The 25,511-nt window shown below is 68.3% G+C and carries 26 protein-coding genes; 19 read left to right on the top strand and 7 right to left on the bottom strand.

Going from position 1 to position 25,511, the window contains the following annotated elements; genetic code table 11:
- Window positions 1-6 precede the first annotated feature (6 nt).
- The 8 genes from H7K45_RS15760 to H7K45_RS15795 all read left to right on the top strand — a co-directional run bounded on the left by H7K45_RS15760 (window position 7) and on the right by H7K45_RS15795 (window position 8,334).
- Window positions 7-1,239: a lipase family protein gene (locus tag H7K45_RS15760; RefSeq protein ID WP_263996729.1), complete on the top strand. Its 1,233-nt coding sequence runs from the start codon at window positions 7-9 to the stop codon at window positions 1,237-1,239.
- Window positions 1,226-2,128: a sialate O-acetylesterase gene (locus H7K45_RS15765; protein WP_263996730.1), complete on the top strand. Its 903-nt coding sequence runs from the start codon at window positions 1,226-1,228 to the stop codon at window positions 2,126-2,128. The genes H7K45_RS15760 and H7K45_RS15765 overlap by 14 nt, the downstream gene beginning before the upstream one ends.
- Complete coding sequence (locus H7K45_RS15770; protein WP_263996731.1) at window positions 2,125-3,360, top strand: lipase family protein; 1,236 nt, start codon at window positions 2,125-2,127, stop codon at window positions 3,358-3,360. Before H7K45_RS15765 ends, H7K45_RS15770 begins: the two co-directional genes overlap by 4 nt.
- Before the next feature lie 49 nt (window positions 3,361-3,409).
- Entirely contained in the window at window positions 3,410-4,642 is a 1,233-nt protein-coding gene (locus H7K45_RS15775; protein WP_263996732.1) for a lipase family protein, read from the top strand.
- A gap of 53 nt (window positions 4,643-4,695) precedes the next feature.
- A complete protein-coding gene (locus tag H7K45_RS15780) occupies window positions 4,696-5,268 on the top strand; it encodes a YdcF family protein (RefSeq protein WP_263996733.1) in 573 nt (190 codons plus the stop codon).
- 179 nt (window positions 5,269-5,447) lie between these two features.
- The gene (locus tag H7K45_RS15785; RefSeq protein ID WP_276070154.1) at window positions 5,448-6,875 is read left to right on the top strand and encodes a sugar transferase; all 1,428 of its coding nucleotides are present in this window, start codon (window positions 5,448-5,450) and stop codon (window positions 6,873-6,875) included.
- Window positions 6,876-6,979: 104 nt separating this feature from the next.
- A complete protein-coding gene (locus H7K45_RS15790; protein ID WP_372512553.1) occupies window positions 6,980-7,798 on the top strand; it encodes a biotin--[acetyl-CoA-carboxylase] ligase in 819 nt (272 codons plus the stop codon).
- Window positions 7,799-7,815: 17 nt separating this feature from the next.
- Complete coding sequence (locus H7K45_RS15795; protein WP_263996735.1) at window positions 7,816-8,334, top strand: PH domain-containing protein; 519 nt, start codon at window positions 7,816-7,818, stop codon at window positions 8,332-8,334.
- Here the strand turns inward: H7K45_RS15795 and H7K45_RS15800 are convergent.
- Window positions 8,289-8,954, bottom strand: a complete 666-nt coding sequence (locus H7K45_RS15800) for a GtrA family protein (protein WP_263996736.1) — start codon at window positions 8,952-8,954, stop codon at window positions 8,289-8,291. The two genes, H7K45_RS15795 and H7K45_RS15800, sit on opposite strands and share 46 nt — an antisense overlap.
- A 119-nt stretch (window positions 8,955-9,073) precedes the next feature.
- Between H7K45_RS15800 and H7K45_RS15805 the strand changes: the two genes are divergently transcribed.
- From H7K45_RS15805 to H7K45_RS15815, 3 genes are read left to right on the top strand one after another with little or no spacing between them, the layout of a single operon-like run.
- Window positions 9,074-10,261, top strand: a complete 1,188-nt coding sequence (locus H7K45_RS15805) for a 5-(carboxyamino)imidazole ribonucleotide synthase (RefSeq protein ID WP_263997033.1) — start codon at window positions 9,074-9,076, stop codon at window positions 10,259-10,261.
- Window positions 10,251-10,763, top strand: a complete 513-nt coding sequence (gene purE / locus H7K45_RS15810; RefSeq protein WP_263996737.1) for a 5-(carboxyamino)imidazole ribonucleotide mutase — start codon at window positions 10,251-10,253, stop codon at window positions 10,761-10,763. The genes H7K45_RS15805 and purE overlap by 11 nt, the downstream gene beginning before the upstream one ends.
- 42 nt (window positions 10,764-10,805) lie before the next feature.
- On the top strand, window positions 10,806-11,969 hold the full coding sequence (locus H7K45_RS15815; RefSeq protein WP_263996738.1) for an acyl-CoA dehydrogenase: 1,164 nt from the start codon (window positions 10,806-10,808) through the stop codon (window positions 11,967-11,969).
- A gap of 1 nt (window position 11,970) precedes the next feature.
- Here H7K45_RS15815 and H7K45_RS15820 read toward each other — a convergent pair whose 3' ends face one another.
- On the bottom strand, window positions 11,971-12,693 hold the full coding sequence (locus tag H7K45_RS15820) for a TIGR03089 family protein (RefSeq protein WP_372512554.1): 723 nt from the start codon (window positions 12,691-12,693) through the stop codon (window positions 11,971-11,973).
- Complete coding sequence (locus tag H7K45_RS15825; protein ID WP_263996739.1) at window positions 12,681-14,162, bottom strand: LCP family protein; 1,482 nt, start codon at window positions 14,160-14,162, stop codon at window positions 12,681-12,683. The genes H7K45_RS15820 and H7K45_RS15825 overlap by 13 nt, the downstream gene beginning before the upstream one ends.
- Before the next feature lie 68 nt (window positions 14,163-14,230).
- Between H7K45_RS15825 and rfbD the strand changes: the two genes are divergently transcribed.
- Genes rfbD through manB form a run of 3 tightly spaced genes read left to right on the top strand, consistent with a single transcriptional unit; the run spans window position 14,231 to window position 17,111 of the window.
- Window positions 14,231-15,112 carry a dTDP-4-dehydrorhamnose reductase gene (rfbD, locus tag H7K45_RS15830; RefSeq protein WP_263996740.1) on the top strand — a complete coding sequence of 294 codons (882 nt, stop codon included), beginning with the start codon at window positions 14,231-14,233 and terminating at the stop codon, window positions 15,110-15,112.
- Window positions 15,109-16,005: a glycosyltransferase family 2 protein gene (locus H7K45_RS15835; RefSeq protein ID WP_263996741.1), complete on the top strand. Its 897-nt coding sequence runs from the start codon at window positions 15,109-15,111 to the stop codon at window positions 16,003-16,005. Before rfbD ends, H7K45_RS15835 begins: the two co-directional genes overlap by 4 nt.
- 17 nt (window positions 16,006-16,022) lie before the next feature.
- A complete protein-coding gene (manB, locus tag H7K45_RS15840; RefSeq protein ID WP_263996742.1) occupies window positions 16,023-17,111 on the top strand; it encodes a mannose-1-phosphate guanylyltransferase in 1,089 nt (362 codons plus the stop codon).
- Here manB and H7K45_RS15845 read toward each other — a convergent pair.
- From H7K45_RS15845 to cofD, 3 genes are read right to left on the bottom strand one after another with little or no spacing between them, the layout of a single operon-like run.
- Window positions 17,093-17,635 (bottom strand): NUDIX domain-containing protein, encoded by a 543-nt coding sequence (locus H7K45_RS15845; RefSeq protein ID WP_263996743.1) that lies wholly within the window; start codon window positions 17,633-17,635, stop codon window positions 17,093-17,095. The two genes, manB and H7K45_RS15845, sit on opposite strands and share 19 nt — an antisense overlap.
- A complete protein-coding gene (locus H7K45_RS15850; RefSeq protein WP_263996744.1) occupies window positions 17,632-18,990 on the bottom strand; it encodes a coenzyme F420-0:L-glutamate ligase in 1,359 nt (452 codons plus the stop codon). Before H7K45_RS15850 ends, H7K45_RS15845 begins: the two co-directional genes overlap by 4 nt.
- Window positions 18,987-20,000, bottom strand: a complete 1,014-nt coding sequence (gene cofD, locus H7K45_RS15855; protein ID WP_263996745.1) for a 2-phospho-L-lactate transferase — start codon at window positions 19,998-20,000, stop codon at window positions 18,987-18,989. The genes H7K45_RS15850 and cofD overlap by 4 nt, the downstream gene beginning before the upstream one ends.
- A 428-nt stretch (window positions 20,001-20,428) precedes the next feature.
- On the opposite strand from cofD, the gene H7K45_RS15860 reads away from it, so the two are divergent.
- Window positions 20,429-20,698 (top strand): WhiB family transcriptional regulator, encoded by a 270-nt coding sequence (locus H7K45_RS15860; protein WP_263997035.1) that lies wholly within the window; start codon window positions 20,429-20,431, stop codon window positions 20,696-20,698.
- An 18-nt stretch (window positions 20,699-20,716) separates the two neighbouring features.
- Here the strand turns inward: H7K45_RS15860 and H7K45_RS15865 are convergent, their stop codons facing one another.
- A complete protein-coding gene (locus H7K45_RS15865; protein WP_263997036.1) occupies window positions 20,717-21,139 on the bottom strand; it encodes a metallopeptidase family protein in 423 nt (140 codons plus the stop codon).
- A gap of 132 nt (window positions 21,140-21,271) precedes the next feature.
- On the opposite strand from H7K45_RS15865, the gene H7K45_RS15870 reads away from it, so the two are divergent.
- From H7K45_RS15870 to manA, 4 genes are all read left to right on the top strand, one after another.
- Window positions 21,272-21,682 (top strand): DUF3499 domain-containing protein, encoded by a 411-nt coding sequence (locus H7K45_RS15870; RefSeq protein WP_263996746.1) that lies wholly within the window; start codon window positions 21,272-21,274, stop codon window positions 21,680-21,682.
- A 131-nt stretch (window positions 21,683-21,813) separates the two neighbouring features.
- Window positions 21,814-23,211, top strand: a complete 1,398-nt coding sequence (locus tag H7K45_RS15875) for a phosphomannomutase/phosphoglucomutase (protein WP_263996747.1) — start codon at window positions 21,814-21,816, stop codon at window positions 23,209-23,211.
- Window positions 23,208-24,281: a TobH protein gene (locus tag H7K45_RS15880; protein WP_263996748.1), complete on the top strand. Its 1,074-nt coding sequence runs from the start codon at window positions 23,208-23,210 to the stop codon at window positions 24,279-24,281. Before H7K45_RS15875 ends, H7K45_RS15880 begins: the two co-directional genes overlap by 4 nt.
- A gap of 3 nt (window positions 24,282-24,284) precedes the next feature.
- Window positions 24,285-25,511 (top strand): mannose-6-phosphate isomerase, class I, encoded by a 1,227-nt coding sequence (gene manA, locus H7K45_RS15885; protein WP_263996749.1) that lies wholly within the window; start codon window positions 24,285-24,287, stop codon window positions 25,509-25,511.

Here is a 25,511-nt window from a genome sequence, read left to right on the forward strand (position 1 = left end):
TGACGGGTGAAGGGCCGACGAATCTCCGTGCTCATCGTGTCGGCTTTGGTGATCGTCGTCGTCGCAGCGGCCATCTCCTTGACGGTCGGCCGCTCCGCGTTGGCGAGCCTGTTCGGCAGCACCGACGCCACGTCGCGCCCGGCAGAGTCCATCGCGTCGGCCGATCTGTCGGGGAGCGGTCCGGGGTCGTTGGTCAGCGCGGTCGCGATGACGGACTTCGATCGAACCAACATCGGCAGGTCCCTTCGTTCGGCGCGGGTGGTCTACCGGTCCACGTCGGGCGACGACGGCTCTGTCACCGAAGTGTCCGGAACGGTGTTCACGCCGCTAGGCCCGGCACCGGTCGGCGGCTGGCCGGTGGTGTCGTTCGGACACGGCACGCTTGGCTGGGAAGAGCGTTGCGGGCCATCGCTTTCCCCGACGCTGCTCGGGCAGGAGACCGTGGTAGACGGCTTTGCCAAGCGCGGCTACGCCGTGGCCATGGCCGACTATCAGGGCCTCGGATCGCCGGGGATCCATCCCTACAGCGACGCCAAGACGGCGGGGCTGAACATGATCGACGCCGTGCGTGCGTTGCGGCACACGTTCCCCGACGTCTCGGACCGATGGGTGGCCCTTGGCGGATCGCAGGGCGGGGGAGCAGCCTGGGCGGCCAACGAACAGGCGGGCTCCTACGCGCCTGAGCTGAAACTTCTCGGCGCCGTTGGTCTTTCACCGGCTGCAGACGTCTCCGGGTTGGTCGACAAGGCAGTGTCAGGCACGTTGACTCAGGATCAGGGACCTGTTCTCCAGGGCATCCTCTTCTCGCTTGCCCGCCTCCATCCGGACCTGAACCTCGACGACTACCGGCACGGTGCAGCCACCCGCTATTGGGACGTGCTGTCCTCGTGCGGCGGACCCGACGTGCATGACCGGACGGCGGCCATGAAGGCGCTGGGTCCGGACGACTTCAAGCCAAGTACCCCGCAAGCCGCCGACCGTCTTCGTGATCTCCTCGACCGGTGGGCGCTTCCGCAGCGGCCACTCACCGCGCCGCTGTACGTCGAATTCGGCTCCGACGACACGTTCATCGACCCGCCGTGGACGCTGGCGGCGATCACACGCGCCTGCGCGCTCGGTGGTGTCGTCGACTGGCGCGAAGATCCCGGCGTCGGCCACGGAGACGTGGACTGGGCCCGAGGATTGGCATGGCTCGACGATCGTTTCCAGGGAAGGCCGGTGTCGAATGAATGCCCCTAGGAACCCCGATGGCGACAGCCCGCTGTGGCGGCGACTGCTCGTCGACCTCAAGTGCATCGTCAAGCGGCGCATCGCCAAACCCGGTGTCCCCGTCGACGAGCCGAATCTGCCGTATCTGGTCGTGCCGATCCTGGGACAGTCCAACGCCTTCGGAATGGGTCTCGGCCTCGACCTCGACGACCTCGACCGTCCCCACCCGATGGTCCATCAGTGGGCGATGTCGGGGCCCTCGAAGGGGACGGCCGTCCTCGGTGTAGACCCGTTGTTCCACGAAATACCCTGCAAGAACGTCGGATTCGGGGTCACCTTCGCGAAGCGGCTGGCAGATACCACCGGGCGGACGGTACTGCTCATCCCGGGCGCGCGCGGAGACACCTCGTTCACCCCCAAGAACGGCTATACGTGGGACGGTGCCGACACATCCACCAGGGTCAACCTCTACCGGCAGGCGGTGAGCGCCATCGACGCCGCGCTGGAACGTCACCCAGGCAGCGAGGTTGCCGTCATCCTCTGGCATCAGGGGGAGACCGACGTGCCGTTGATGTCCCCGGCGACGTATCAGGTGAAGCTCGACACCATGATCGACGACTTGCGGAAGCGATACGGCGCCAACACCCCCTTCGTGCTGGGTCAGATGGTGCCGGAGGAGATGGAGCGCAGCCACAAGGACTACTCGGGAATCGATGCGGTGCACCAGGACACGCCCAACCGGCGTGAGTCGACGGCGTTCGTGCCCGGCCCCAGGGACTCCTTCAACAGCGACGTCGACCGGCACTACAGCGGGGCAGGCCTACGGGAACTCGGCAACCGGATGTGGCTGGCCTACCGCGACCTGTGCCCGGAGGCGATTGCCAAGTACGGCTCCGTCGACGCGGAAGGGACGACATGACGCGCCGCGGTGCACTGCTCGCCTGCGTGATGTCGATCGTGTTGATCGCGAGCGGATGCGGCAGTCGTACGGGCACGGCGCCGAGTACCGAGACCGCCGAGTCCGGTGCGGCCCTGCCGGGCTCATTCGGCGGTCAAGACCCTGGCTCGCTGCTGAGCGCGAACACGATGCCGACGGTCGATCGGCGCCTGAGCGCGGTGTCGTCGGTTGCCGCGCGAATCACCTACTTGAGTACCTCGGGCGTCGACGGTAGCCGACAACGGATTTCGGGCACCGTCTTCGCGCCGGCGGGCACACCACCGCCCGACGGGTGGCCGGTGATCGGATACGGGCACGCGACCACGGGCATCCAGCCCGAGTGCGCGCCGTCGCTCGATCCCATGCTCCTCGGTCTGTCGACGACCGTGACCGGGTTGGTCAAGGCGGGCTTCGTCGTCGCCGTGTCCGACTATCAGGGCCTGGGACTCGACGGCAGTTACCACCCCTACCTCGACGCCACGACCGAGGGCTACAACCTCATCGACTCGGTGCGAGCCGCCCGAAAGTTGGTCGCCACCACGTCGAAGCGGTGGGCCGCCTTCGGTGGTTCTCAAGGGGGCCAGGCCGCGTGGGCCGCCAATGAGTTGGCCGGGCAGTACGCACCCGAGCTCGAACTGGTGGGTTCGGCGAGCTACTCACCCCCGCTTGCCATCGACGGGTTCGCAGATGCGGCCGCCTCCGGCACGCTCACCTCGGAGCAGAGGCTTGCCCTGTTGCAGATCGTGGCGGCGCTGGCTGACGAGTCCACGGACTTCAACCTCGACGACTACCGCAGGGGCCTGGCCGCCGAGAAGTGGAACGTCCTCCTTGCCTGCAAGGGTCCCGACGCGGCCGAACGGGATCAGTTGGGCGACCGGCTGACGGCCGACGATGTGGCGCCTGCCTCGCCCCAGGCCGCCGACGCCCTGCGGAGGCGTCTCCTCGCAGAATCCCTGCCGCGGCAGCCGGCGACCGCCCCGCTCTTGATCGTCTACGGTGGGCAGGACCAACTGGTGTCCCCGACGTGGACGAGTCGAGCGTTGGACGCGGCGTGTCGTATGGGCGACGTCATCCAGATCGAACTGCAGCCCGACAAGGGGCACGCCGACGTCGACGGCTCCACGGCGTTTCCGTGGATCAACGATCGCTTTGCCGGGGAACCAGCTCGCAACGACTGCCCCGCCCTCCTCCCACCTGTCGAACCTTCGGAATGAGAGTGGCAGTGAACTGGGCGCGGCACATCGGGACGGGACCGGCTGATTCGTGAAGGCGCTTCGGAGAATTGCGCTGACGCTCGCCGCCGTGCTCGGCGTAGTCGCGGTCGTGGCGTCGCTGCCGGTGTCGTGGAACCTCGTGACGGGGCTCGTCGCGACGTCGTCGCGCTCGAATGCGTCTGCCGTCCCCATCGAAAACGCCGATCTCACCGACAGCGGACCTGGATCGTTGGTCAGCGCCACGACGATGCCGGGTTTTGCGGCAAGCTCGGACGGGGTCCATCTTCAGGCCGCGCGCGTCGTCTATCGCTCCACCTCGGGGGACGGTGGAGCACCGACCGTCGTGTCGGGTGCGGTCTTCGTTCCCCTTGGTGTCCCACCGTCGGGCGGTTGGCCGGTCGTCGCCTTCGGGCACGGCACGACCGGGATCGACGAGCCGTGCGCTCCATCGATGTCGGCGTCGCTGATGGGAGTTTCCGGGGTCGTCGTCGGCTTGGCGAGCAAGGGTTTCGCCGTGGCGATGCCGGACTACGAGGGGCTGGGATCCCCTGGCGTTCATCCGTACACCGACGCCAGGACCGCCGGTCTCAACATGATCGACGCCGTACGGGCCCTCCGCGCCACGTTCAAGAACGTGTCCAACCGGTGGGCTGCCCTCGGGCACTCCCAGGGTGGCGCCGCGGCGTGGGCGGCCGACGAATGGGCGCGGGAGTACGCGCCCGGGCTCGATCTGGTCGGAGCTGTTGCGCTGGCGCCCGCTGCCGACGTCTCGGGCTTCGTCGACAAGGCACAGGCCGGCACGCTCACCCAGGATCAGCGGCTCGCGATCGTCCTCCTGATCGAATCCCTCGCCCGTAGATATCCCACGATCAACCGGGACGACTATCGACGAGGTTCGGCGGCTCGGTCGTGGGACGTGCTGTCTGCCTGCGCCGGACCTCTGGTAGATCAGCGCCCCGCGGCTGCTCTGGAATTGACCGCGAAGGACTTCCTCCCACGGTCGCCCGCCGCAGCGAGCCGAATGCGTGAGCGGCTGCAAGCCTGGGCGCTGCCCCAGCGGCCGCTGTCCGCTCCGATGTACGTGGTCTACGGCAGTGCGGACGCGCTCGTCGACGCACGGTGGACGACCGACGCAATCGCAAGAGCCTGCGCTTTGGGCGACACGATCACGTGGGAGGAACAGCCCGGCAAGGGGCATGGCGACATCGACTTCACCCAGGCCTTGACCTGGATCGTCGACCGATTCGCAGGCAAGCCGGTGACGAATGAGTGTCGGCGTTGAGGTCGGAGCTGCCAAGCCCTCGGCGCGACCAGTCCAACCCGCCTGCTGCGACGATGACCTTCGGCAGGAAGGTCCTGTCGGGTATGGCGGCCATCGTCGTCGCGGTGGTGATCGTCATGGTCGACATGGGCATCAGCGGCTACGTCGTCTTCACGCACGCGGTGGTGGACCCCCTCGTACGGGCGGACGCCATCATCGTCCTGGGGGGCGAACACGACGGCCGTGAGGACTACGGGCTCAGCCTCGCCCGCGCAGGCTGGGCGCCGACCGTCGTCCTGTCCAATCCGTATCCCGACGACGATCCGGTGATGCGTCGGGTGTGCAACGTCGTCGACGTCGATGTCTCCTGCATCCGTCCCGACCCACTCACGACCCGTGGCGAAGCACTGTTCGCGCGCCGTCTCGCCGACGAACGCCACTGGCAACGGGTGATCGTCGTCAGCTGGCGCTATCACCTCCCGCGCGCTCGGCTCGTCTTCGAGCAGTGCTTCGCCGTCCCAGGTAGCGACGCGGTGTTTGCTGAAACACCCCGGCGCTATCGTTTTTCGCTGCTGGAGTGGGAGGCCGTCTACGCGTATCAGTGGGGTGGTCTTGCTAAAGCCGTCGTGCAGGGCAAATGCCCCTGACCTCGATGCACGCCGAATCGGTGGCGCTCTCTGGCTAACGGTGCAATAGTAGGAGCCCATAGGTCGACGGCCAGCGAAAGTGTGCTGACAGCAAACAGGAGGTGTAGCAACCCGTGTCCGTGACGAGAGATGTCTCCGCTCCCGCCCAGACGCCGTTCGCTGCAGCAGCCGGATCCGGCATGGGCCGAGGTTGGCAGGACAAGTACGTCCGCCTCCTCGTCGCTGCCGACGTCGTGGTGGTGGTCGCAGCGCTCGCGTGTGCTCAGATGGTCAAACTGGGGCGGCCCATCACCGCACTCGACCCCGCGTCGATCTACTTCTCGGTCCTGTCCGTCTTGATCGCGGGAATCTGGCTGTCCCTCCTGTCGGCCTACCGCACGCGGTCGACTCGCATCGTCGGCGCCGGCGTCGAGGAATACCGCCGCGTCGTGTCCGCCACGCTCGCCACGATCGGCGTGGTGGCCGTCGCGCTGATGATCTTCCGCCCCGAGTACGCACGCGGATACCTCGCGGTCGCCTTTCCCCTCGGGCTGTTGGCTCTGGTGGTCGGACGCAACGTCTGCCGGCTGTTCTTGGCTCGGCAACGCAGGCGCGGCCGGTGCCTCATCACGGTGGTCGCCGTGGGCGACGCACGGGCCGTTCGTAGCCTCGTGCAGTCCCTGGCCAGGGGCTGGGGCTACGGCTACTCGGTGATCGGCGTATGCCTCACCGGCGGGAGCACCGGTAACACCTTCGAGGTCCCGGGAGTCGGCGCGTTCCCGGTGCTCGGCGACCAAACCGAGGTTCACGACGCAATCCTGAAGACCAACACCGATACGGTTGCGCTCACCACGACCGACCACCTCGGGCCGGAGGGCGTGCGCGAACTCTCCTGGGACCTCCACGACTTGGGCGTCGATCTCGTCGTCACCCCTGGCGTCGTCGACGTCGCCGGGCCTCGTCTGACGATGCGTCCCGTCGCAGGTCTTCCGTTGATTCACGTCGAGAAGCCGCAATACAGCGGCACCAAGAGGATTCAAAAGCTGGCCTTCGACTACTTCGTGTCGATCAGTGCCCTCGTGGTTGCGCTTCCGGTCATGGTCGCCTGCGCGCTTGCGATCAAGCTGACCAGCAAGGGACCGGTGTTCTACCGCTCGGAACGCATCGGCCTCAACGGCAAGCCATTCCAGATGATCAAGTTCCGCACGATGGTCGACGGGGCCGACAAGCAGGTCGACCTCCTGAGTGCGGCCAACGACAGCATCGGCGGGGTTCTGTTCAAGATCAAGGAAGATCCTCGGATCACCGGAGTAGGCCGGCTTCTTCGGAAGTACAGCATCGACGAGCTACCACAGTTCTTCAACGTGTTGCATCGAGACATGAGCGTGGTGGGGCCACGGCCGCCGCTGCGCCGCGAGGTGGACACCTACAACGAGCAGGTTCGCCGTCGTCTGTTGGTCCTTCCGGGTATCACCGGGTTGTGGCAGGTGAGCGGCCGGTCGGACCTGTCATGGGAAGACTCGGTCCGGTTGGATCTCTCCTACATCGAGAACTGGTCGATCACCAACGACGTGCTGATCGCGGTCAAGACGGTGCGAACCGTGGCGACCGGATCCGGCGCGTACTGACCAGCAACCACCGGCTCACTCTTCGCCACGTGGGGTGACGGCAATCACGTCAGTGCCCCGGCGAACTGGAATGCCAGGTTTCCCCACGAGTAGGGTGCTCTCTCGTGTCCGAACACCAGAAGCGACCGCCGCTCGACCGTGATTTGCTGAGCAGTTTGGTCGTCCATCAGGGGTCACTCTGGCGGCGACTCGACGTGGTGGCCGAGACCGGCTCGACCAACGCCGATCTCATTGCGCGCGCTGCGGCGGGGGAGGACGTCGCCGGTTCCGTCCTGCTTGCCGAACACCAGACCACGGGGCGCGGGCGTAACGGTCGCGTGTGGTCGGCGGTGCCTCGCGCGCAAATCAGCATGTCCGTCGGCGTGCCGACCAAGGGCTTGCCCGCCGCGGCGTGGGGGTGGGTGCCGCTCATCACCGGGTTGGCCGTGGTCGACGCCGTCGCCGACGTGGCGGGGATCGACGTGGGGCTGAAGTGGCCCAACGACGTGCTCTCGGTGGGCGACGGTCGCAAGCTGGCCGGCATCCTCGCCGAGGTCGCCTCCCCGGCCGCGGTGATCGTCGTAGGCATCGGCGTGAACGTCTCGCTCGGCGCCGACGAACTCCCCGAGCCCACGGCGACGTCGCTGAGGGTGCTCCTCGCCGACGATCCCGATCGTGGCGCACTCGTCGTGGCCGTGCTGCGGCAATTGCAACGGCGCGTCGACGCACTGACCGCCGCAGGTGGGGCGGATTCCGGCCTGGTCGACGACTACCTCGCCAAGAGCTTGACCGTTTCCGCGCGCGTGCGGGCGACGCTGCCGGGTGACCTCGAGGTGGTCGGCACGGCGGTGTCAGTCGACGATCAGGGCCGGTTGCGCATCGACACGGGCGAGGGTGTCACGGTCGTCTCCGCTGGCGACATCGTGCATCTTCGGCCCGTCTAGCTGGGTAGAGTCCTGGCGTGGGATATCCCGACAACGTGCTGGCCGGCGACGAACGTGTCGTGCTGCACCGTCATCCGCATTGGAAGCGGCTGATCGGACCGGTGTTCGTGTTGCTGCTGGCGACCGCGGTCGCGGCATTCGGTCTCGGCGTGGTCAACCACATGGCGTGGGAGCAGATGGCTAAGAACATCGTCATGATCGTCATCGCCGTGATCTGGCTCATCCTGGTTGGATGGTTGGTGCTCTGGCCCGTGTCCAATTGGCGCGCAACGCATTTCGTCATCACCGACCGCCGGGTGATGTTTCGCCACGGTGTCATGACCCGCTCCGGTATCGATATTCCGCTGGCCCGGATCAACAGCGTCGAGTTTCGTCACGGCCTCGCGGACCGGATGCTGCGCACGGGCACGCTGATCATCGAGTCAGCGTCGCAAGATCCCCTGGAATTCCACGACATTCCGCGCGTAGAGCAGGTTCACTCACTGCTGTATCACGAAGTCTTCGACACCCTCGGTTCGGAGGAGTTCCCGAGCTGACCGGCTCGGCGCGCGCGGCGGCCGCGAAGCGGGGTGACCGTGCTGCGGGTGTGTGCCTGCTCGGCCTCGTCCTCCAGCGCTTCGGCGATGCCGCCTGCGGTGATGGCCGCCTCGACGGCCTTGTCCGGGTTGCGACCGAACTCGTCCGGAAACACCCAGCGCCGAAAGGCCCAGAACCGGAACGCCATCTGCAGCAGGTTGCCGATGACGTACGCGGAGATGAAGTCGGCGACGTTCTCCATGGCCAAACTGACCGTCGGAACGCGCAACTCGAGCACGTAGCTGCTCACCCACAGCGGCGCCATGCTCAGCAGCACGCCGACGGCGCTGACCCCGAAGAACAGCAGGGCCTCGTGGTGCCGCTCCCGTCCACCGCGGTCGCGGAAACTCCATTCCCGATTGAGGATGTAGGACGCGATCACGGCCACGACGCCCGAGATGATCTTGGCGGTGACGGGCTTCGGCTCCAGGATCGTCAGCTTGAGCGTGAAGAAGATCGCCGAGTCGATGACGAACGTGGTTCCGCCCACGATCGCGAACTTGATGAGCTCGTGATGCCGCTCCGCAAAGGGCCGAATCGCTCGCGGCAGGCGCGCAATGGTGGCATCGGTGAAGGGCACGATTGCGCAGTCTACGGAAACTCGACATAGTACGCGTAGCCGTGCAGGTCGCGACGGGTGCGGCCAGTCGTGCGGACCGTGACAACATAGGGCCCGTGAGTGCACCCCCCGTCGTAGCCATGATCGGTGGCGGACAGCTGGCCAGAATGACCCACCAGGCCGCGATTGCCCTGGGCCAGACCTTGCGCGTGCTGGCCGCGTCACCAGAGGATCCCGCGGCACAGGTGAGTCCGGACGTCGTGATCGGCGCCCACACCGACGCCGACGCACTGGCCCGAGTGGCCGAGGGGGCGGCGGCGCTGACCTTCGACCACGAACACGTCCCGACCGAGCTCCTGGCGGCCCTGGTGGACGCCGGGGTGAACGTTGCGCCGCCCCCGCAGGCGTTGATCCACGCGCAGGACAAGGTCGTGATGCGCCGCCGCCTCGAGGAACTTGGGGCGCCGATTCCTCGTTTCGCCGAGGTCGCCGAACCGTCCGACGTCGACGCCTTCGCGGCGCGGATCGACGGACCGATCGTGGTGAAGACCGCACGAGGCGGGTACGACGGTCGCGGGGTCACGCTGGCCGCCGACCTGGCCGAGGCTCGCGCGGTGACTGAGCGTTATCTGGCCGACGGCACGGCGGTGCTGCTCGAGGAGCGGGTCGACATGCGCCGGGAGCTGTCGGCGCTGGTGGCTCGCTCGCCGTTTGGGCAGGGTGCGGCGTGGCCGGTCGTCCAGTCCGTGCAGCGCGACGGCATCTGCGTCGAGGTGATCGCCCCGGCGCCCAATCTGGACGACGACCTGCGCGGCGCCGCCGAGCAGCTCGGATTGCGGCTGGCCGGCGAACTCGGAGTGGTGGGCGTCCTGGCGGTCGAGCTCTTCGAGACCGTCGACGGCACGCTGCTGGTGAACGAGCTGGCGATGCGGCCACACAACACCGGCCACTGGACGATGAACGGCGCCGTCACCAGCCAGTTCGAGCAGCACCTCCGGGCAGTTCTCGACTACCCCCTCGGTGCCACCGCGCCGATCGCGCCGGTCACCGTGATGGCCAACGTGCTGGGCGCCGCTCACGCGCCCGAGATGGGCATGGACGAGCGCCTCCACCACCTCTTCGCGCGGTTGCCCGAGGCCAAGGTGCACCTGTACGGAAAGTCGGAACGACCGGGGCGCAAGATCGGCCACGTCAACGTGCTGGGCGCTGCGGGTGGTTCGGTCGACGACGCGGCGTACGTCGCGGAGGTTCGGGAGCGGGCGGTGCGAGCGGCGCACTGGCTTTCGCATGGCGAGTGGACGGACGGATGGGATGAACATGGCGCATAGCGTGTCGCCACGAGTCGGCGTGATCATGGGCAGCGACAGCGACTGGACGGTGATGGAGGACGCCGTCACCGCCCTGGTCGAGTTCGAGGTGCCCTTCGAGGTCGGCGTGGTGTCGGCGCACCGCACGCCCGGCCGGATGCTCGAGTACGCCAAGGGCGCCGCCGGCCGGGGGATCCAGGTCGTCATCGCCGGGGCCGGCGGTGCAGCCCATTTGCCCGGCATGGTGGCCGCGGCGACTCCGCTTCCGGTGATCGGCGTTCCGGTGCCCTTGGCCCGTCTCGACGGCCTTGACTCGCTGTTGTCGATCGTGCAGATGCCGGCCGGCGTGCCCGTGGCGACGGTGTCGATCGGCGGTGCCCGAAACGCCGGTCTGCTGGCGGTACGCATCCTTGGCGCCTCCGACGAAGCTCTGCGCGATCGGATGACCGCCTTCCAGGCTGGTCTGGAGGAGATGGTGCTGCAGAAGGACGCGGCGTTGCGCGACCGGCTCCTGGGAACCTGACGCGGCACGGTAAAGTTACCGGCGAGTAGCGAGGAGTGGCACATGTCCGTTGGTAACCCGTCCTTCGACGTCTTTCAGTTGTCCGATGAGCACGTCGAGATGCGCAAGATCCTGCGGGACCTGTGCGACAAGGAGATTGCGCCGTACGCGGCCGACGTCGACGAGAAGGCCCGCTACACCGACGAGGCGCTCAAGGCGCTGAACTCGTCGGGGTTCTCGGCGATCCACATTCCGGAGGAGTACGGCGGCCAGGGCGGCGACTCCGTTGCGGCGTGCATCGTCATCGAGGAAGTGGCCAGGGTGTGCGCCTCGTCGTCGCTGATCCCGATCTGCAACAAGCTCGGCACCATGGGCATGCTGTTGAAGGGCTCGGAGGAGTTGAAGCAGAAGGTCCTGCCCTCGATCGGTTCGGGTGAGGCCACCGCGTCCTACGCGCTGTCCGAGCGCGAGGCTGGCAGTGACGCCGCGGCGATGCGGACCCGGGCCAAGGCCGATGGGGACGACTGGGTGCTCAACGGGTCCAAGTGCTGGATCTCCAACGGCGGCAAGTCGACCTGGTACACCGTGATGGCGGTGACCGACCCGGACAAGGGTGCCAACGGCATCTCCGCGTTCGTGGTGCACGCCGACGACCCCGGGTTCACCGTCGGAGCCAAGGAACGCAAGATGGGCATCAAGGGTTCGCCGACGACGGACCTGTACTTCGAGGACTGCCGCATTCCGGGCGATCGGATCATCGGTGAACCCGGCACCGGTTTCAAGACCGCGCTGGCGACGCTGGACCACACCCGGCCGACCATCGGTGCGCAGGCCGTCGGCATCGCGCAGGGTGCGCTGGAGGCGTCGATCGCTTACACCAAGGAGCGCAAGCAGTTCGGGAAGTCCATCAGCGACTTCCAGAACACCCAGTTCATGCTCGCCGACATGGCGATGAAGATCGAAGCCGCCCGGCTGATGGTGTACACCGCAGCAGCGCGCGCGGAGCGGGGCGAGCCCAACTTGGGCTTCATCTCCTCGGCGGCCAAGTGCTACGCCTCCGACGTGGCGATGGAGGTCACGACCAACGCCGTCCAGCTGTTCGGCGGGTATGGCTACACCGTCGACTTCCCGGTGGAGCGGTACATGCGCGATGCCAAGATCACCCAGATCTACGAGGGCACCAACCAGATTCAACGCGTGGTGATGTCGCGCGCCCTGCTCCGCTGACTTAGTCCAGCTCTACGGTGACCTTCTCGGCGTCCCGGCGACGAGTCTGCGACTCGGCGTCGGGATGGGCGACCTGAACCAGGGATCCGCCGGAGACCAGCACTGCCAGCACACGGTCGACGACGGCCTCGGCGGTGTCCCAGCGCGACGACGACAGCGCCCGGCTCGCCGCGCTCAGGCCGCGTGCGGTGGCCGAAGCGGTTGCGGCAGAAAGCACTTCGTCGACCGAGCGTCCGTCGAGCGCCGGGCCGGGTTGACGTTCGGGGACGATCTGGTCACCGTGGGCGCGCACCGAGGTGGCGTAATCGGTGATGGCGAACGGCAGGTCGTCCACCGGGCGGCCAAAGGCGTCGAGCGAGAATGCGACCACCTCTCCGGTCGGTGCGACGGCGGCGTCGGCCTCGTCCAGGCGGTCGACGGTACAGCAGGCGACGTCGCAATCGTCTGCTCCGAGAACGACTTCCGCGCCGACGAACCAGATGCCCAACATCACGCCAAGGGTCTGCCAGTGGGCGGGCAGCAGTACCGCCACCCGGCTCCCTGCGCCGACGCCGAGCTCGTCGCGCAACAGGTTGCCGGTCTTGGCCGCCCAATTGGCCAGGGTCACCGTCGAGAGCTCGATGCGCTCTCCGGTGGCGTCGTCGTAGTAGGTGATGCGGGGTGCGGAGGGGAGGGCCAAGAGCGGATCCAGCACCGCCGAGCCAAGATTCGTCAGCTCACGCACTCCGGTCCGTCGGAGCCCGCGGTGATGATTGGCGGTGCGGGCAGGGGTGCGTCGGTGGCCGTCGCGGCGGCCTGGTCGACGGTCGAGGCCGTGGCATCACCGCTGGCGACCTCGTTGCCGAGCCCGGACCCGGGGCCGGTGTAGTCACTGGCCAACACGACCTTCACCGTGCCAGCGGCCATCGACGGGTCCTCGACGACGGGCAAGTTGCCCAGTTCCTTGGACACCGCCTGCGCACCAAGGTCGTCGACCTTGGCAGCGCGAATCTGGCTGCTCGCCACGCGGTCGGACTCGTTGTTGCCCACGTTGCCCGCGGCGAACCCCTTGCCGGTGAGCACTTCGGAGACCGAGGCGGCCAGGCCGTTGATGTCGGAGTCGTTCACGACGTCCGCGGTGGTCTTGCTCGGTGAGTAGGCGAGCACCTCGGTCTTGCCCTCGGCCTGGTCGTGCAGCAGACCGGTGACGAAGTCCTGTACCTGAGTGGGGTCGACGCGCACGACGCTCTGCATGCCGTCGTCACTCCAACCGTCTTCCTGGAGAACGGGAATGGTGGCGAACGCGACCTTGCCGCCGGCCAGCTTCTGCATCTGGGTGACGAAGTCCATGATGTCCCACCCCTCGGACAGCACCACCGAGCGCTGCACGGCGTCCTGCAGCCGGTTGAGGGTGGCGGGACTCGACAGCGTCTTGCTCGAGATGACCTGGTGGGCAAGGGCTGCCATCACGGCCTGCTGACGCGTCACCCGGTCGAGGTCACCTCGGGGGAGATCGTGACGTTGTCGGACGAAGCTCAACGCCTGCGGTCCGTCGAGCTTCTGCGGGCCCGCCGGGAAGTCGGCACCCGAAAGTGGTTCGTAGACCGCGTCCTTGAGGCATACGTTCACGCCGCCGAGGGCGTCGGTGATGAGCGCGAACCCAAGCAGCCCGATCTCGGCGTAGTGGTCGACGGTCACTCCCGTCAGCTTCGCGACGGTCTCGATGAGGGCTTCTCGGCCGGCCTCGGTGGCCTTGGGTTCGGCAACGGCGGGATCCTCGCCCTGCTGTTCGACGAGTTGCTTCATCTTCTCGAGCTTGACCTGGCCGAAGACACCGTTGATCTTGGTCTTGCCGAGGTCACCGGGGGCCTCTACGTAGGAGTCGCGCGGAATCGAGATGGCCGTGGCCGACTGCCCGTTGTTGGGAATGCGGACCAGGATGATCGTGTCGGTGTTGGTCGAGACGTCGTCGCCGGCCCGCAGCGTGGCCAGCTCCTCGGCCGAGAGCGGGTTGCCGTGAGCGTCGGTTCGGCTGTCCATGCCGACCAACAGGATGTCGATGGCCCCGTCCTCGCCGCCGCCACCCAGCGCCGCCGACGACACGTGGTTGATTCCGTTCTCGAACGACCGGATCTTGCCCCAGGCCACACCGGTGCCGACGACGATCACCGCTGCCGCGACCACGGCAACGATGCGAGAGAGGCGACCTGGCATCAGCCCAGGCTACTGGCGAGTCGCCCGAAGACCGGGTAACGCGGGTCGGCGTGCCAGACTCTCCAGACATGTCTGAGCGTTTGGTGATCACGGGGGGCGGGGGCTTGGTCGGTCAGTGGCTGGCCGTCGAGGCGCGCCGTCGAGGCCGCGAAGTACTGGCCCTGACCTCGGCCCAGTGCGACATCACCGACCCCTCGGCGCCGGAACGCCACGTCGCCGCCGGCGACGTAGTGGTCAACTGCGCCGCCTTCACCAGGGTCGACGACGCGGAGGCCGACGAGGCAAGCGCCCAAGCCGTCAACGCCGCCGGTGCCGCGAACGTTGCGCACGCCTGTGCCAGGGCCGGAGCCGAGCTGATCCACGTCTCGACCGACTACGTGTTCAGCGGCGACTTCGGCGCAGCGCCGCCGCGTCCCTACGAGATCGACGACCCGACCGGGCCGGTGAGCGTCTACGGCCGCACCAAGCTCGAGGGCGAATTCGAGGTGTTGTCGGCGATGCCGACCGCACACGTCGTCCGCACGGCCTGGATCTACGCCGGGACCGACGGCGGCAAGGACTTCGTCTCCGTCATGCGCACGAAGGCCGCCGGGGACGGGACCGTCGACGTCGTGGCCGACCAGATCGGTTCGCCAACCTATGTCGGCGACTTGGTCGACGCCCTGCTGCAGGTGGCCGACGGGCCGATCGAGGAGTCGGTGCTGCACGCCGCCAACCAGGGCGCGGTCAGCCGGTTCGACCAGGCCCAAGCGGTCTTCGAGTTGCTGGGTGCCGATCCAGGTCGGGTCAAGCCCGTCGGGTCGGACCAACACCCCCGCCCCGCTCCCCGCCCGAGGTTTTCGGCGCTGGGGTCCGAGCAGTCCGCCGCCGCCGGATTGGCGCCGCTGCGGCCGTGGCGCGACGCGCTGGCCGCGGCGCTCTCGGACGGCCCGCTACCCTCGACGCCGTGACGCCGGGTCTGATCGTGGTGACGGTGACCTATTCCCCGGGGCCGCACCTCGACCGATTCCTCGCCTCGTTGGGGCATGCCACGGAGCGCCGGGTCACCGTGGTGATGGCCGACAACGGATCCACCGACGGGTCACCGGAGGCCGCGATCGCGCAGTACCCCGACGCCCGGCTGCTGCACACCGGCGCCAATCTCGGCTACGGCTCGGCGGTCAACCTGGCGGTGCGCGACTACATCACGAACCCCGCGAACCCCGTCGGAGCCGGTGATCCGGAATTCTTCGTCGTCGCCAATCCCGACGTGGTGTGGGGCCCGGGGAGCATCGACGTCCTCCTGGAGGCAGCTCGCCGGTGGCCGCGGGCAGGATCGCTGGGCCCCCTCATTCGCGATCCCGACGGCTCGGTCTACCCGTCGGCTCGGCATCAGCCGAGTTTGGTCCGCGGCGGCATGCACGCCGTGGTGGGTCCCATCTGGAAGTCGAATCCGTGGACGGCCGCCTACCGCCAGGAGCGATTGGAGCCCAGCGAACGTCCCGTCGGCTGGTTGTCGGGCTCGTGTCTGCTGCTGCGCCGGGAGGCCTTCGACGCGATCGGCGGCTTCGACGAGCGTTACTTCATGTACATGGAGGACGTTGACCTCGGAGATCGTCTCGCCGCGGCGGGTTGGCAGAACGTCTACGTGCCCTCGGCGGAGGTGCTCCACGACAAGGGGCACTCGACGGGCCGCGACCCCGCCCGCAACTTGGCCGCCCACCACGAAAGCACCTACACTTTCCTGGCCGACCGGCATTCCCGCCGGTGGCAGGCTCCGCTTCGGTGGGTCATCCGGGCGGCCCTGGCCGCCCGGGCCGGACTGGTGGTCGGCAACTCTCGGCGCAAGACCAGACGACGATGAACAGGTGGGGGCTGGAAATGGGAAATTCGGTCAATCCGGCAGAGGTCGACGCGGTCGTGCTCGTCGGGGGGCAGGGCACCCGCTTGCGCCCGCTGACGTTGTCGGCCCCCAAACCGATGCTGCCCACGGCGGGGTTGCCCTTCCTGACCCACCTGTTGTCGCGCATCGCGGCGGCGGGCATCCAACATGTCGTGTTGGGCACGTCGTACAAGGCCCAGGTGTTCGAAAACGAGTTCGGCGACGGGTCCAAGCTCGGTCTCCAGATCGACTACGTGGTGGAGGACGAGCCGAGGGGCACCGGCGGCGGCATCGCCAACGTGGCCTCGAAGCTGCGCTATGACACGGCTCTGGTGTTCAACGGCGACGTGCTCTCCGGAGCCGACCTCAACGCCCTGCTCAACAGCCACCACGATAGCGACGCCGACTTGACGCTGCACCTGGTGCGCGTCGGCGATCCGCGTGCCTTCGGTTGTGTGCCAACCGATTCCGACGGGGTCGTGACGGCGTTCCTCGAGAAGACCCAGGATCCGCCGACCGACCAGATCAACGCGGGCTGCTATGTGTTCAAACGGTCGGTGATCGACCGCATCCCGACCGACCGGGAGGTGTCGGTCGAGCGGGAGGTGTTCCCGACGCTGCTGTCCGACGGACTCAAGGTGTGCGGATACGTCGACGCCACCTACTGGCGCGACATGGGGACGCCCGACGACTTCGTGCGGGGCTCGGCCGACCTGGTTCGGGGCATCGCGCCCTCACCTGCGTTGAAGGGTCACCGCGGTGAGGAACTCGTGCACGACGGCGCCTCCGTGGCGCCGGGCGCGCTCCTGATCGGCGGAACGGTGATCGGCCGGGGCGCCGAGATCGGCCCCGGCGCACGACTCGACGGCGCGGTCGTCTTCGACGGAGCGAAGATCGAGGCCGGATCGGTCGTCGAGCGTTCGATCATCGGGTTCGGCGCCCGGATCGGCCCGAGGGCACTGATCCGTGACGGCGTGATCGGCGACGGTGCCGACATCGGGGCGCGATGCGAACTGCTGCGCGGTGCGCGGGTGTGGCCGGGGGTTCGGATTCCCGACGGTGGCATCCGCTACTCGACGGACGTCTGAGCCGCGCGCACCAACTGCTGCAGGCCGAAGTCGACGCCATCGGGAAGGGCGTCCATCGGCCACCACCGCAGGTCCAGGGATTCCTCGCTGATGGCGGCGTGGTCGCCCGGTGCCGCCCGGGCCACGAACTGCAGGTCCAGGTGCCGCGTCGGGGTGCCCAGCGAACACGTCAGGGCATGCACGTGCAGGGCGACGGGCAATTCCGAGACGGTCAACCCGGCGATCCCGGACTCTTCGTGCGCCTCGCGAGCGGCCGCGGCGGCGATGTCGGCATCGGACTCCTCGCAATGACCACCGAGCTGCACCCAGCGACCGATCCGCGGGTGCAGGGTCAGCAGCGTGCGGGTGCCGGTGTGGTCGAGCAGCAGGGTCGAGGCCGTGATGTGACCAGGGGCGCAGTCCCGGCGACACGCATCGTCTCTGGCCAGGACGAAGGCCAAGACGGCGTGGCGTAGGGAGTCTTGAGCGGGATCGCTTGGCTGCCAACGGTTCAGTACGTCGACGACGGATGCGTGCACGCTCATCGGATGATCAGGAGACCCTCGGTCGGCACGGGTCCGCGCGGCGCCAGCGGCTCGACAGGATGCCCGATGGCGATGGCCCCCAACGGATGCCAGTCTCCGGGGAGCTCCAGCACCTCGCGCGCGAGGTCGGCGGCGAAGATCGTCGAACCAATCCAACAGCTTCCGACCTCGCGGACCGCCAGCGCGACGAGCAGGGCCTGAATCGCCGCTCCGGCGGCGACCGTGAACATGGTCGTCTCGGCGGCAGTCCTGGCGGCGTCCGGGTAATCGTGAGCTCCGTCGGGCACCATGAAGGGAATGACGAGCTCCGGTGCGTCGTAGAGGATCTGGCCGCGGGCGACCCGTCGGTCGACGGCGTCCGCGGGTCGGCCGTCGGCGAAGAGGTCGGCGCGCCACCGGTCCCTCATCGCGTCCAGTAGCCGCAGCCGCACCTGGCGGTCGCGCACCCACACGAACCGCACCGGCCGGGTGTGGTGCGGCGCGGGGGCGGTAAGCGCCTCGGCGACAGCCGCTTCCACCACCGTGGGGTCGACCGGGCGGGCGTCGAAGGTACGGATGGATCGGCGCAGCAGCTGAGCTTGCTTGCGGCCCACGTCCAGGGCCTCCGCGGTGCCGAGCCAGAACAGATCCTCTTCACCGGCGCGGACGAGGTTGCGTCCGGCGGAGCCGTCGTCGCGCAACGTCAACCCCCGCACCACGGCGACGGGAATGTTGGTCAGCTTGCCCTTCACCAGATCTGCCGCCGCGGCGATCTCGTCGGCGACGGCGACCTCGGTCACCACCAGCTCGTTGCCGAAGTCGTCGTGCGCGCCACCGTAGCCGTGCAGCACGGCCAGCCCCGCGGCGCCGATGGCGGCGTCGGTCTGCCCGTTGCGCCAGGCTCGTCCCATGGTGTCGGTGACGACGATGCCCACGGTGACGCCGAGGAGGTCGGCGAGCCGGTCGCGCAGACGCGCGGCACTGCCGTCGGGATCGACCGGCAGCAGCGCGAGTTCGGCGGAGTCGACGTTGGAGCCGTCGACGCCGGCCGCGGCCTGGATGAGGCCGATGGCGTTCTCGGTGATCAAGGTCTTGCCCTTGCGGGCGAGCACCCGGACGGCCTCGGAGTCGACGAGCCTGCGCCGCAGCGCGTCTCGCTCCTCGGGGTCGGCGGGTGCTGCGACGATGCGTCCCTCGCTCTTGGAGAGCACCTTGCTGGTGACCACGACGACGTCGTCGTCGCGCAGCCACGGCGCGGCCCCGGCGATCGCGGCGGCCACGTCGTCTCCCGGCCGGAACTCCGGGAGCCCTGGCACGGGGAGGATTTCCACGGCGGCGGCCGCTCCGTGCTCGGTGGTCCGATCGGAGTCCGTCACGAGCTCGTCTCCAGGCCGGCGAGTTCGACGCCGTGGCGCACCATTTCGGCGGTCGCCCGTGGGTCGGTCATCAACAGCGGCACCGAGCGGACGGCGACGCCGTCGACCGTCGCGGTGTCGCCCTCGTCGACGAGCCACCCGTCGAGCAGACCCGTGCCCGACCGCGATCCGAAGTGCGCACCCACGGCCTGCGAGGATGTTTCGACCCCGATGACGGTGAGGCATTCGTCGGCCATGCCCCGCAGGGCTCGCCCCGCGACGATGGGGGAGTAGCCGATCACCGGCGCGGGGGTGGACCGAAGTGCGCCACGGATTCCCGGGACGGCGAGGATTGCGCCGACGCTGACGACGGGATTGGACGGGGCGAGGAAGACGACGTCGGCCTCGGCGATGGCCTCGAGCACTCCCGGTGCCGCCGTTGCCTTGTCGGCGCCGATGAAGGCGAAGTCATGGGTCGGGATCTGTGCCCGGTAGCGCACCCACCACTCCTGGAAATGGATGGCGCGTCGGGCGTCTACGTCGGCCCCCGGTTCGGGATCGGTGACGACGACGTGGGTTTCGCTCCGGTCGTCGGTGACCGGCAAGAGCCGCGCGCCGGGTTGCCACCGAGCGCACAGCGCCTCGGTCACCTCGGACAGCGGGTACCCGGCCCGGAGCATCTGGCTGCGCACCAGGTGGGTGGCGAGGTCGCGGTCGCCGAGACCAAACCAATCGGGTTGCACGCCGTAGGCCGCGAGTTCTTCCTTGGCATGCCAAGTTTCATTGGCGTGGCCCCAACCCCGCTCGGGGTCTATACCTCCACCTAACGTGTACATGCAGGTGTCGAGGTCCGGGCAGATTCGCACGCCGTGCATCCATGCGTCGTCGCCCACGTTGACGATCGCAGTGAGTCGATGATCACCCGAGGGCCCCGTTGCGGTGCCCGCGAATTGGCCGAGACCCAGGTACTGCTGAACGCCAAGGAGGAAGCGGGCGCCCCCGACGCCGCCCACCAAAACAGTCACCTTCACATCGATCGACACTAGGCGCTCGAACTCGAACGTGGTTCATCACGGGGCCGACTTGGTCACTTTCGCGACACGCCAAGCGCCCGACGCGCCGACGTTAGGTAACGGGATGGTATGAAATCGCGCCCCTGCGCTTGACCCCCGCAGCTAACGCGTGTCTAATCACATCAGTGTCATTTCCCGGTTGGCTTCCGGTTCCAGTGTCGCAGACCGAGATTCGATCACTTGTTCGAATTACTGGGGCCACTAGGGTGCGTGGTGGGGATTGAAGCAGGGCAATTCAAAGACAGGTGAGGAGGCGGAAGATGTCTTATGAGCACGTTGATTTCGATCGTGTCATCCGGTTCGACAATCGGATGCTCGGCTCAGTAGGCAGCGAACCGCATACCAATACCGGGCCGTCGCAGGGTGGGGTGATCGGCCGTCCACAGTTGAGCGTGGTCCCCGATCCGGCGGGAGCATTCGGCGATCCGGAACTCGACGACGAGCAATGGCAGGAACGCGCACTGTGCGCGCAGACCGACCCCGAGGCATTCTTCCCCGAGAAGGGTGGCTCGACCCGCGAGGCCAAGCGGATCTGCCTCGGCTGCGAGGTGAAGGACCGGTGCCTCGACTACGCGCTGGCCCACGACGAGCGCTTCGGCATCTGGGGCGGGCTCTCGGAGCGGGAGCGTCGTCGCCTCAAGCGCGGCATCATCTGATTCAGCGCCGACCGAGCGTCAGTCGTCCTCGACCGTCGGGTCGATGACGGAGGGCTCCACGCCGAGGTAGGTGGCCACCTGGGCCACCAGCACGTCATGCAGCAGATCCGACAGGTCGACGGTGTCCTTCGCCCGTCGCTCGATCGGCTTGCGGAACAGCACGATTCGCGCGCGAGTGCTGTTGCCCCGCACGTCCACACCGGCAGGTATCAACCTCGCCAGCGCAATCGGGCCGTCGGCGATGACCTCCGGCGGCCACTGAATGTTGTCGGGATCCTTGGGCGCGATACGCGGAATTTCGTCGACGGCCACGTCCAGGGCCGCCAGCCGCTCCTGCCACTGGCGTTCGATGGGTTCGTAGGCCTCCAGCACGGCCATGTCGAAGCGCTCGGCCCGACTACGCCATCCCGGCACGGTCGGCGGAAGCAGCGGGCCCCGCATCTCCCGACGTCCGCGATGCCCACGTGAGGGCTGCCGGTCCACCATGCGGCGATCGTAACGGTTGGAGATCGACGCGCGGCGTGCTGCGCGTGTCGCCTACCCGAGAGGTTCCCGCGCGATAGCCTCGTGTCCGTGAACGTTCCCCGTCGCTGCTGCAGGCCCGGGTGCCCGCACTACGCCGTGGCGACGCTGACCTTCGTCTACAAGGACTCGACCGCCGTCGTCGGACCGCTGGCCACCGCATCCGAGCCCCACTCCTGGGATCTGTGCGTGATCCATGCCGGACGCATCACCGCGCCGCGCGGGTGGGAACTCGTCAGGCACGCGGGTCCGCTGCCGTCCCATACCGACGACGACGACCTCGTGGCACTTGCCGACGCGGTGCGCGAGGGGAGGGACGCCGTGGCGACCGCCCCGGTCGGGTTCTCCGATCCGGGCGTCGGCGTCCGCGGTCAAGCGCTGATGGCCCCGCCGGTCCAGCGCGTCGAACAGAATGGGCGCAAACGCGGCCACCTGCGCGTGCTGCCGGACCCACTGGACTGATTCGGGCCGCCCGCAGTGCCCGCCGCCGAACGTTTTGCCGGAGCACTCGTGACCTACCGGCATGACCCTCCGACACGACGGTTGCCGAGCCGATAGGCTTGGCTCAAAGAGTCCCCTGCGCGAGGAGATCAATGTCGAGGCCTGCTGCGGCTGTCAACCGCGTCATCAAGGCGTATGACGTGCGAGGGCTGGTTGGCGAAGAAATCGACGAGGCATTCGTCGCCGAGGTCGGCGGTGCGTTCGCCCGACTGATGCGCGACGAGGGGGCCGACCGGGTCGCCATTGGCTACGACATGCGCGACAGTTCGCCGGCGCTGGCCGCGGCCTTCGCCGAGGGCGTGGTCGCCCAGGGGCTCGACGTCACCAGGATCGGACTGGCGTCGACCGATCAGCTCTACTTCGCCTCCGGCTTGCTCGACTGCCCCGGTGCGATGTTCACCGCGAGCCACAACCCCGCGGCCTACAACGGCATCAAACTGTGCCGCGCCGGCGCCAAGCCCGTCGGCAAGGACAGCGGCCTGACCACCATCAGCGACGAGGTGATCAACGGTGTGCCCAGCTACGACGGCGCGGCCGGCACGGTCGAGGATCGCGACGTTCTCGTCGACTACGGACACTTCCTGCGGTCGCTGGTCGACATCTCGGCGCTGCGGCCACTGCGGGTCGCCGTCGACGCCGGCAACGGCATGGGTGGGCACACGACTCCCGCCGTCCTGGGGCCGCTGGAATCGATCACGTTGGCGCCGTTGTTCTTCGAGCTCGACGGCACGTTCCCCAACCACGAGGCCAACCCGCTCGACCCGGCCAATCTCGTCGACCTGCAACGCCACGTCGTCGACTCCGGCGCCGACATCGGGCTGGCCTTCGACGGGGATGCCGACCGGTGCTTCGTCGTCGACGAACGCGGTCAGCCGGTCTCGCCGTCGGCGGTGACCGCTCTGGTCGCAGGCCGGGAACTGGGCCGCGAGATCGGCGCCACCGTCATCCACAACCTCATCACCTCGCGGGCGGTGCCCGAGTTGATCGTCGAACGGGGTGGCACGGCGCTGCGCTCGCGCGTCGGCCACTCCTACATCAAGGCGCTGATGGCCGAATCGGGTGCGATCTTCGGTGGCGAGCACTCCGCGCACTACTACTTCCGCGACTTCTGGGGCGCCGATTCCGGCATGCTCGCGGCGCTGCACGTCCTAGCCGCCCTCGGCGAGCAGGATCGTCCGCTGTCGGAGATGATGGCCGACTACCAACGGTACGAGGCCTCCGGCGAGATCAACTTCACCGTGGCCGACGCGCCCGCGTGCGTCGACGCGGTGCTGACCGCATTCGGCAGTCGCACAGTGTCGATCGACCATCTCGACGGTGTGACCGTCGACCTCGGCGAGGGCACCTGGTTCAACCTGCGCACCTCCAACACCGAACCGTTGCTGCGACTCAACGTCGAGGCCAGGACCGCCGACGACGTCGCCGCCCTCGTCGACGAGATCGGCGCCCAGATCACCGCGCAGACTGCCGAAGGTGGGTCCGCGAGGTGAGCGCGCCGCACGCGACCGTCGACCTCGACGACGTCGAGGGGCTACTCGCCGCTGACCGTGAGGGTCTGCTGCGGGCGGCGTCGATGGCGGGTGCGCAGATGCGGGCGACCGCCGCCGCATTGGACGAGGGCGCCCTGGCCTCGCTGGCCGGCGGTCATCCGCCGCGGACCGTCATCTGGGTGGCCACCCGCGGTGCTGCCGAGGCGGCGGGCGACATGCTCGCCGCAGCTCTCGGCGGCTCGACGGGAGCCCCGATCGTCGTCGCATCGGAGGTGCCGCCGTGGATCGGTGCCCTCGACGTGATGATCGTCGCCGGTGACGACGCCGCCGATCCGGTGCTGGTGGGGTCCGCCGCCAGCGGAATCCGTCGCGGCGCAAGGGTCGTCGTGGCCGCGCCCGACGAGGGTCCGCTTCGCGAGGTCGCGGCGGGCAAGGCGGTCGTGCTGGCACCCCGGCTGCAGGTCTCCGACGAATTCGGGCTCGTCCGTTATCTCGCCGTCGGGTTGGCCGTACTTCACGTCGTCCTGCCGGGGATGAGTGTGAACCTCTCCGAGCTGGCCGACGCGCTGGACGCGGAGACGTTGCGCAACAGCGCAAGCCGTGACGTCTTCACCAACCCGGCCAAGTCGCTCGCCGAGCGGATGACCGACCGCGACGTCGTCCTGGCCGGCGGAACATCGGCCACCGTGGCGCTCGCGCGGCACGCGGGCTCGACGTTGCTTCGCGTCGCCCAGCAACCGGCGGCCGCGGTGGGACTGGCCGACGCCATGGCGGCCCTTCGCCGAGGGTTGACCAACGGCGCCACCACCTATGAGTCGTCGATCTTTCACGACGACGAAATCGACGGCCCGCTCGGTCGCCGGGTCCGGGCCATCGTGTTCGCGACCGACGAGGAGCGGCCCGTGATGGTGGCCTCGCTGAGTGGTTACGACGACGTCGACGTGCTGAGCGCCGACGACGTGCCCGACGGCGCACTGCCGCGGCCCACGGGTCGGCGCGAGCAGCAACTCGCCGTGCTCGCCGTGCGCTTCGAGATGGCCGCGGTGTATCTGCGATTGGCCCGGGGTTAGCCGGTGGACCTTCTTCGTGGAGCGCTGCGGACCTACGCGTGGGGATCACACACTGCCATCGCCGAATTCACCGGGCGGCACAGTCCGACGCCGCATCCGGAGGCCGAACTGTGGCTCGGAGCTCATCCCGGTGACCCGGCGTGGCTGGCCGGCGACGGCGGCGAGCGGTCACTGCTCGACACCATCACCGACGATCCCGACGGTCAGCTGGGCGCGGCCACGCGCCAGCGCTTCGGAGACGCGTTGCCATTCCTGGCCAAGGTGCTCGCCGCGGAGGAACCACTCTCGCTGCAAGCCCATCCGAGCGCCGATCAAGCCGCGGAGGGCTTCAGCAGGGAGGATCGGCTCCGCATTCCGGTGTCGGCGCCGACTCGCAACTACCGCGACCGGAGCCACAAGCCCGAGCTGCTCGTCGCGCTGGGCCCCTTCGAGGCGCTGGCGGGGTTCCGTCCGGTGGCCCAGAGCGTGGAGCTCCTGCGGGCGTTGACGGTCGCCGACCTCGATCCGTTCGTCAACCTGCTCTCCGGCCAGGCGGACGCCAACGGGCTACGGGCCTTGTTCACCACGTGGATCACCGCGCCGCAGGCCGACCTCGACGTGCTGGTGCCCCAGGTACTGGACGGTGCGGTCGCATACTTGCGTTCCGGGGCAACGCAATTCGCCAGGGAGGCCAAGACCGCCCTGCAGCTTGGCGAGCTGTACCCCGGGGATGCCGGAGTGCTGGCCGCGCTGCTGCTGAACCGGATCAGCCTCGAACCGGGGGAGGCGATCTTCCTGCCCGCCGGCAACCTGCACGCCTACCTGCACGGCTTGGGCTTCGAGGTGATGGCCAACTCCGACAACGTGTTGCGCGGTGGCCTGACCCCCAAGCACGTGGACGTGCCCGAATTGCTGCGCGTGCTGGACTTCACTCCCACCGACGAGTCGGCACTGCGGCCGCGGTCTACACGCGACGGCATCGAGATCGTCTACGACACGCCCGCTCCGGAGTTCGCCGTGTCACTGTTGCGGCTCGACGGTGAGGATCTCGGACACGAGATCGACGCCCCGTCCCGGCACGACGGCCCCCAGGTGTTGTTCTGCACCGAGGGGTCGGTTCGGGTCCACGCGAAATCCAGCGTGCTGACCCTCGAACGGGGTTCCGCCGCCTGGGTGGCCGCCGACGACGGGCCCATCCGGCTGGTGGCCGAGCAACCGGCGGCGCTGTTCCGCGCGACCGTCGGCATCTGA

The organism is Mycobacterium yunnanensis (assembly GCF_025823185.1).
GTDB lineage: Bacteria > Actinomycetota > Actinomycetes > Mycobacteriales > Mycobacteriaceae > Mycobacterium > Mycobacterium yunnanensis.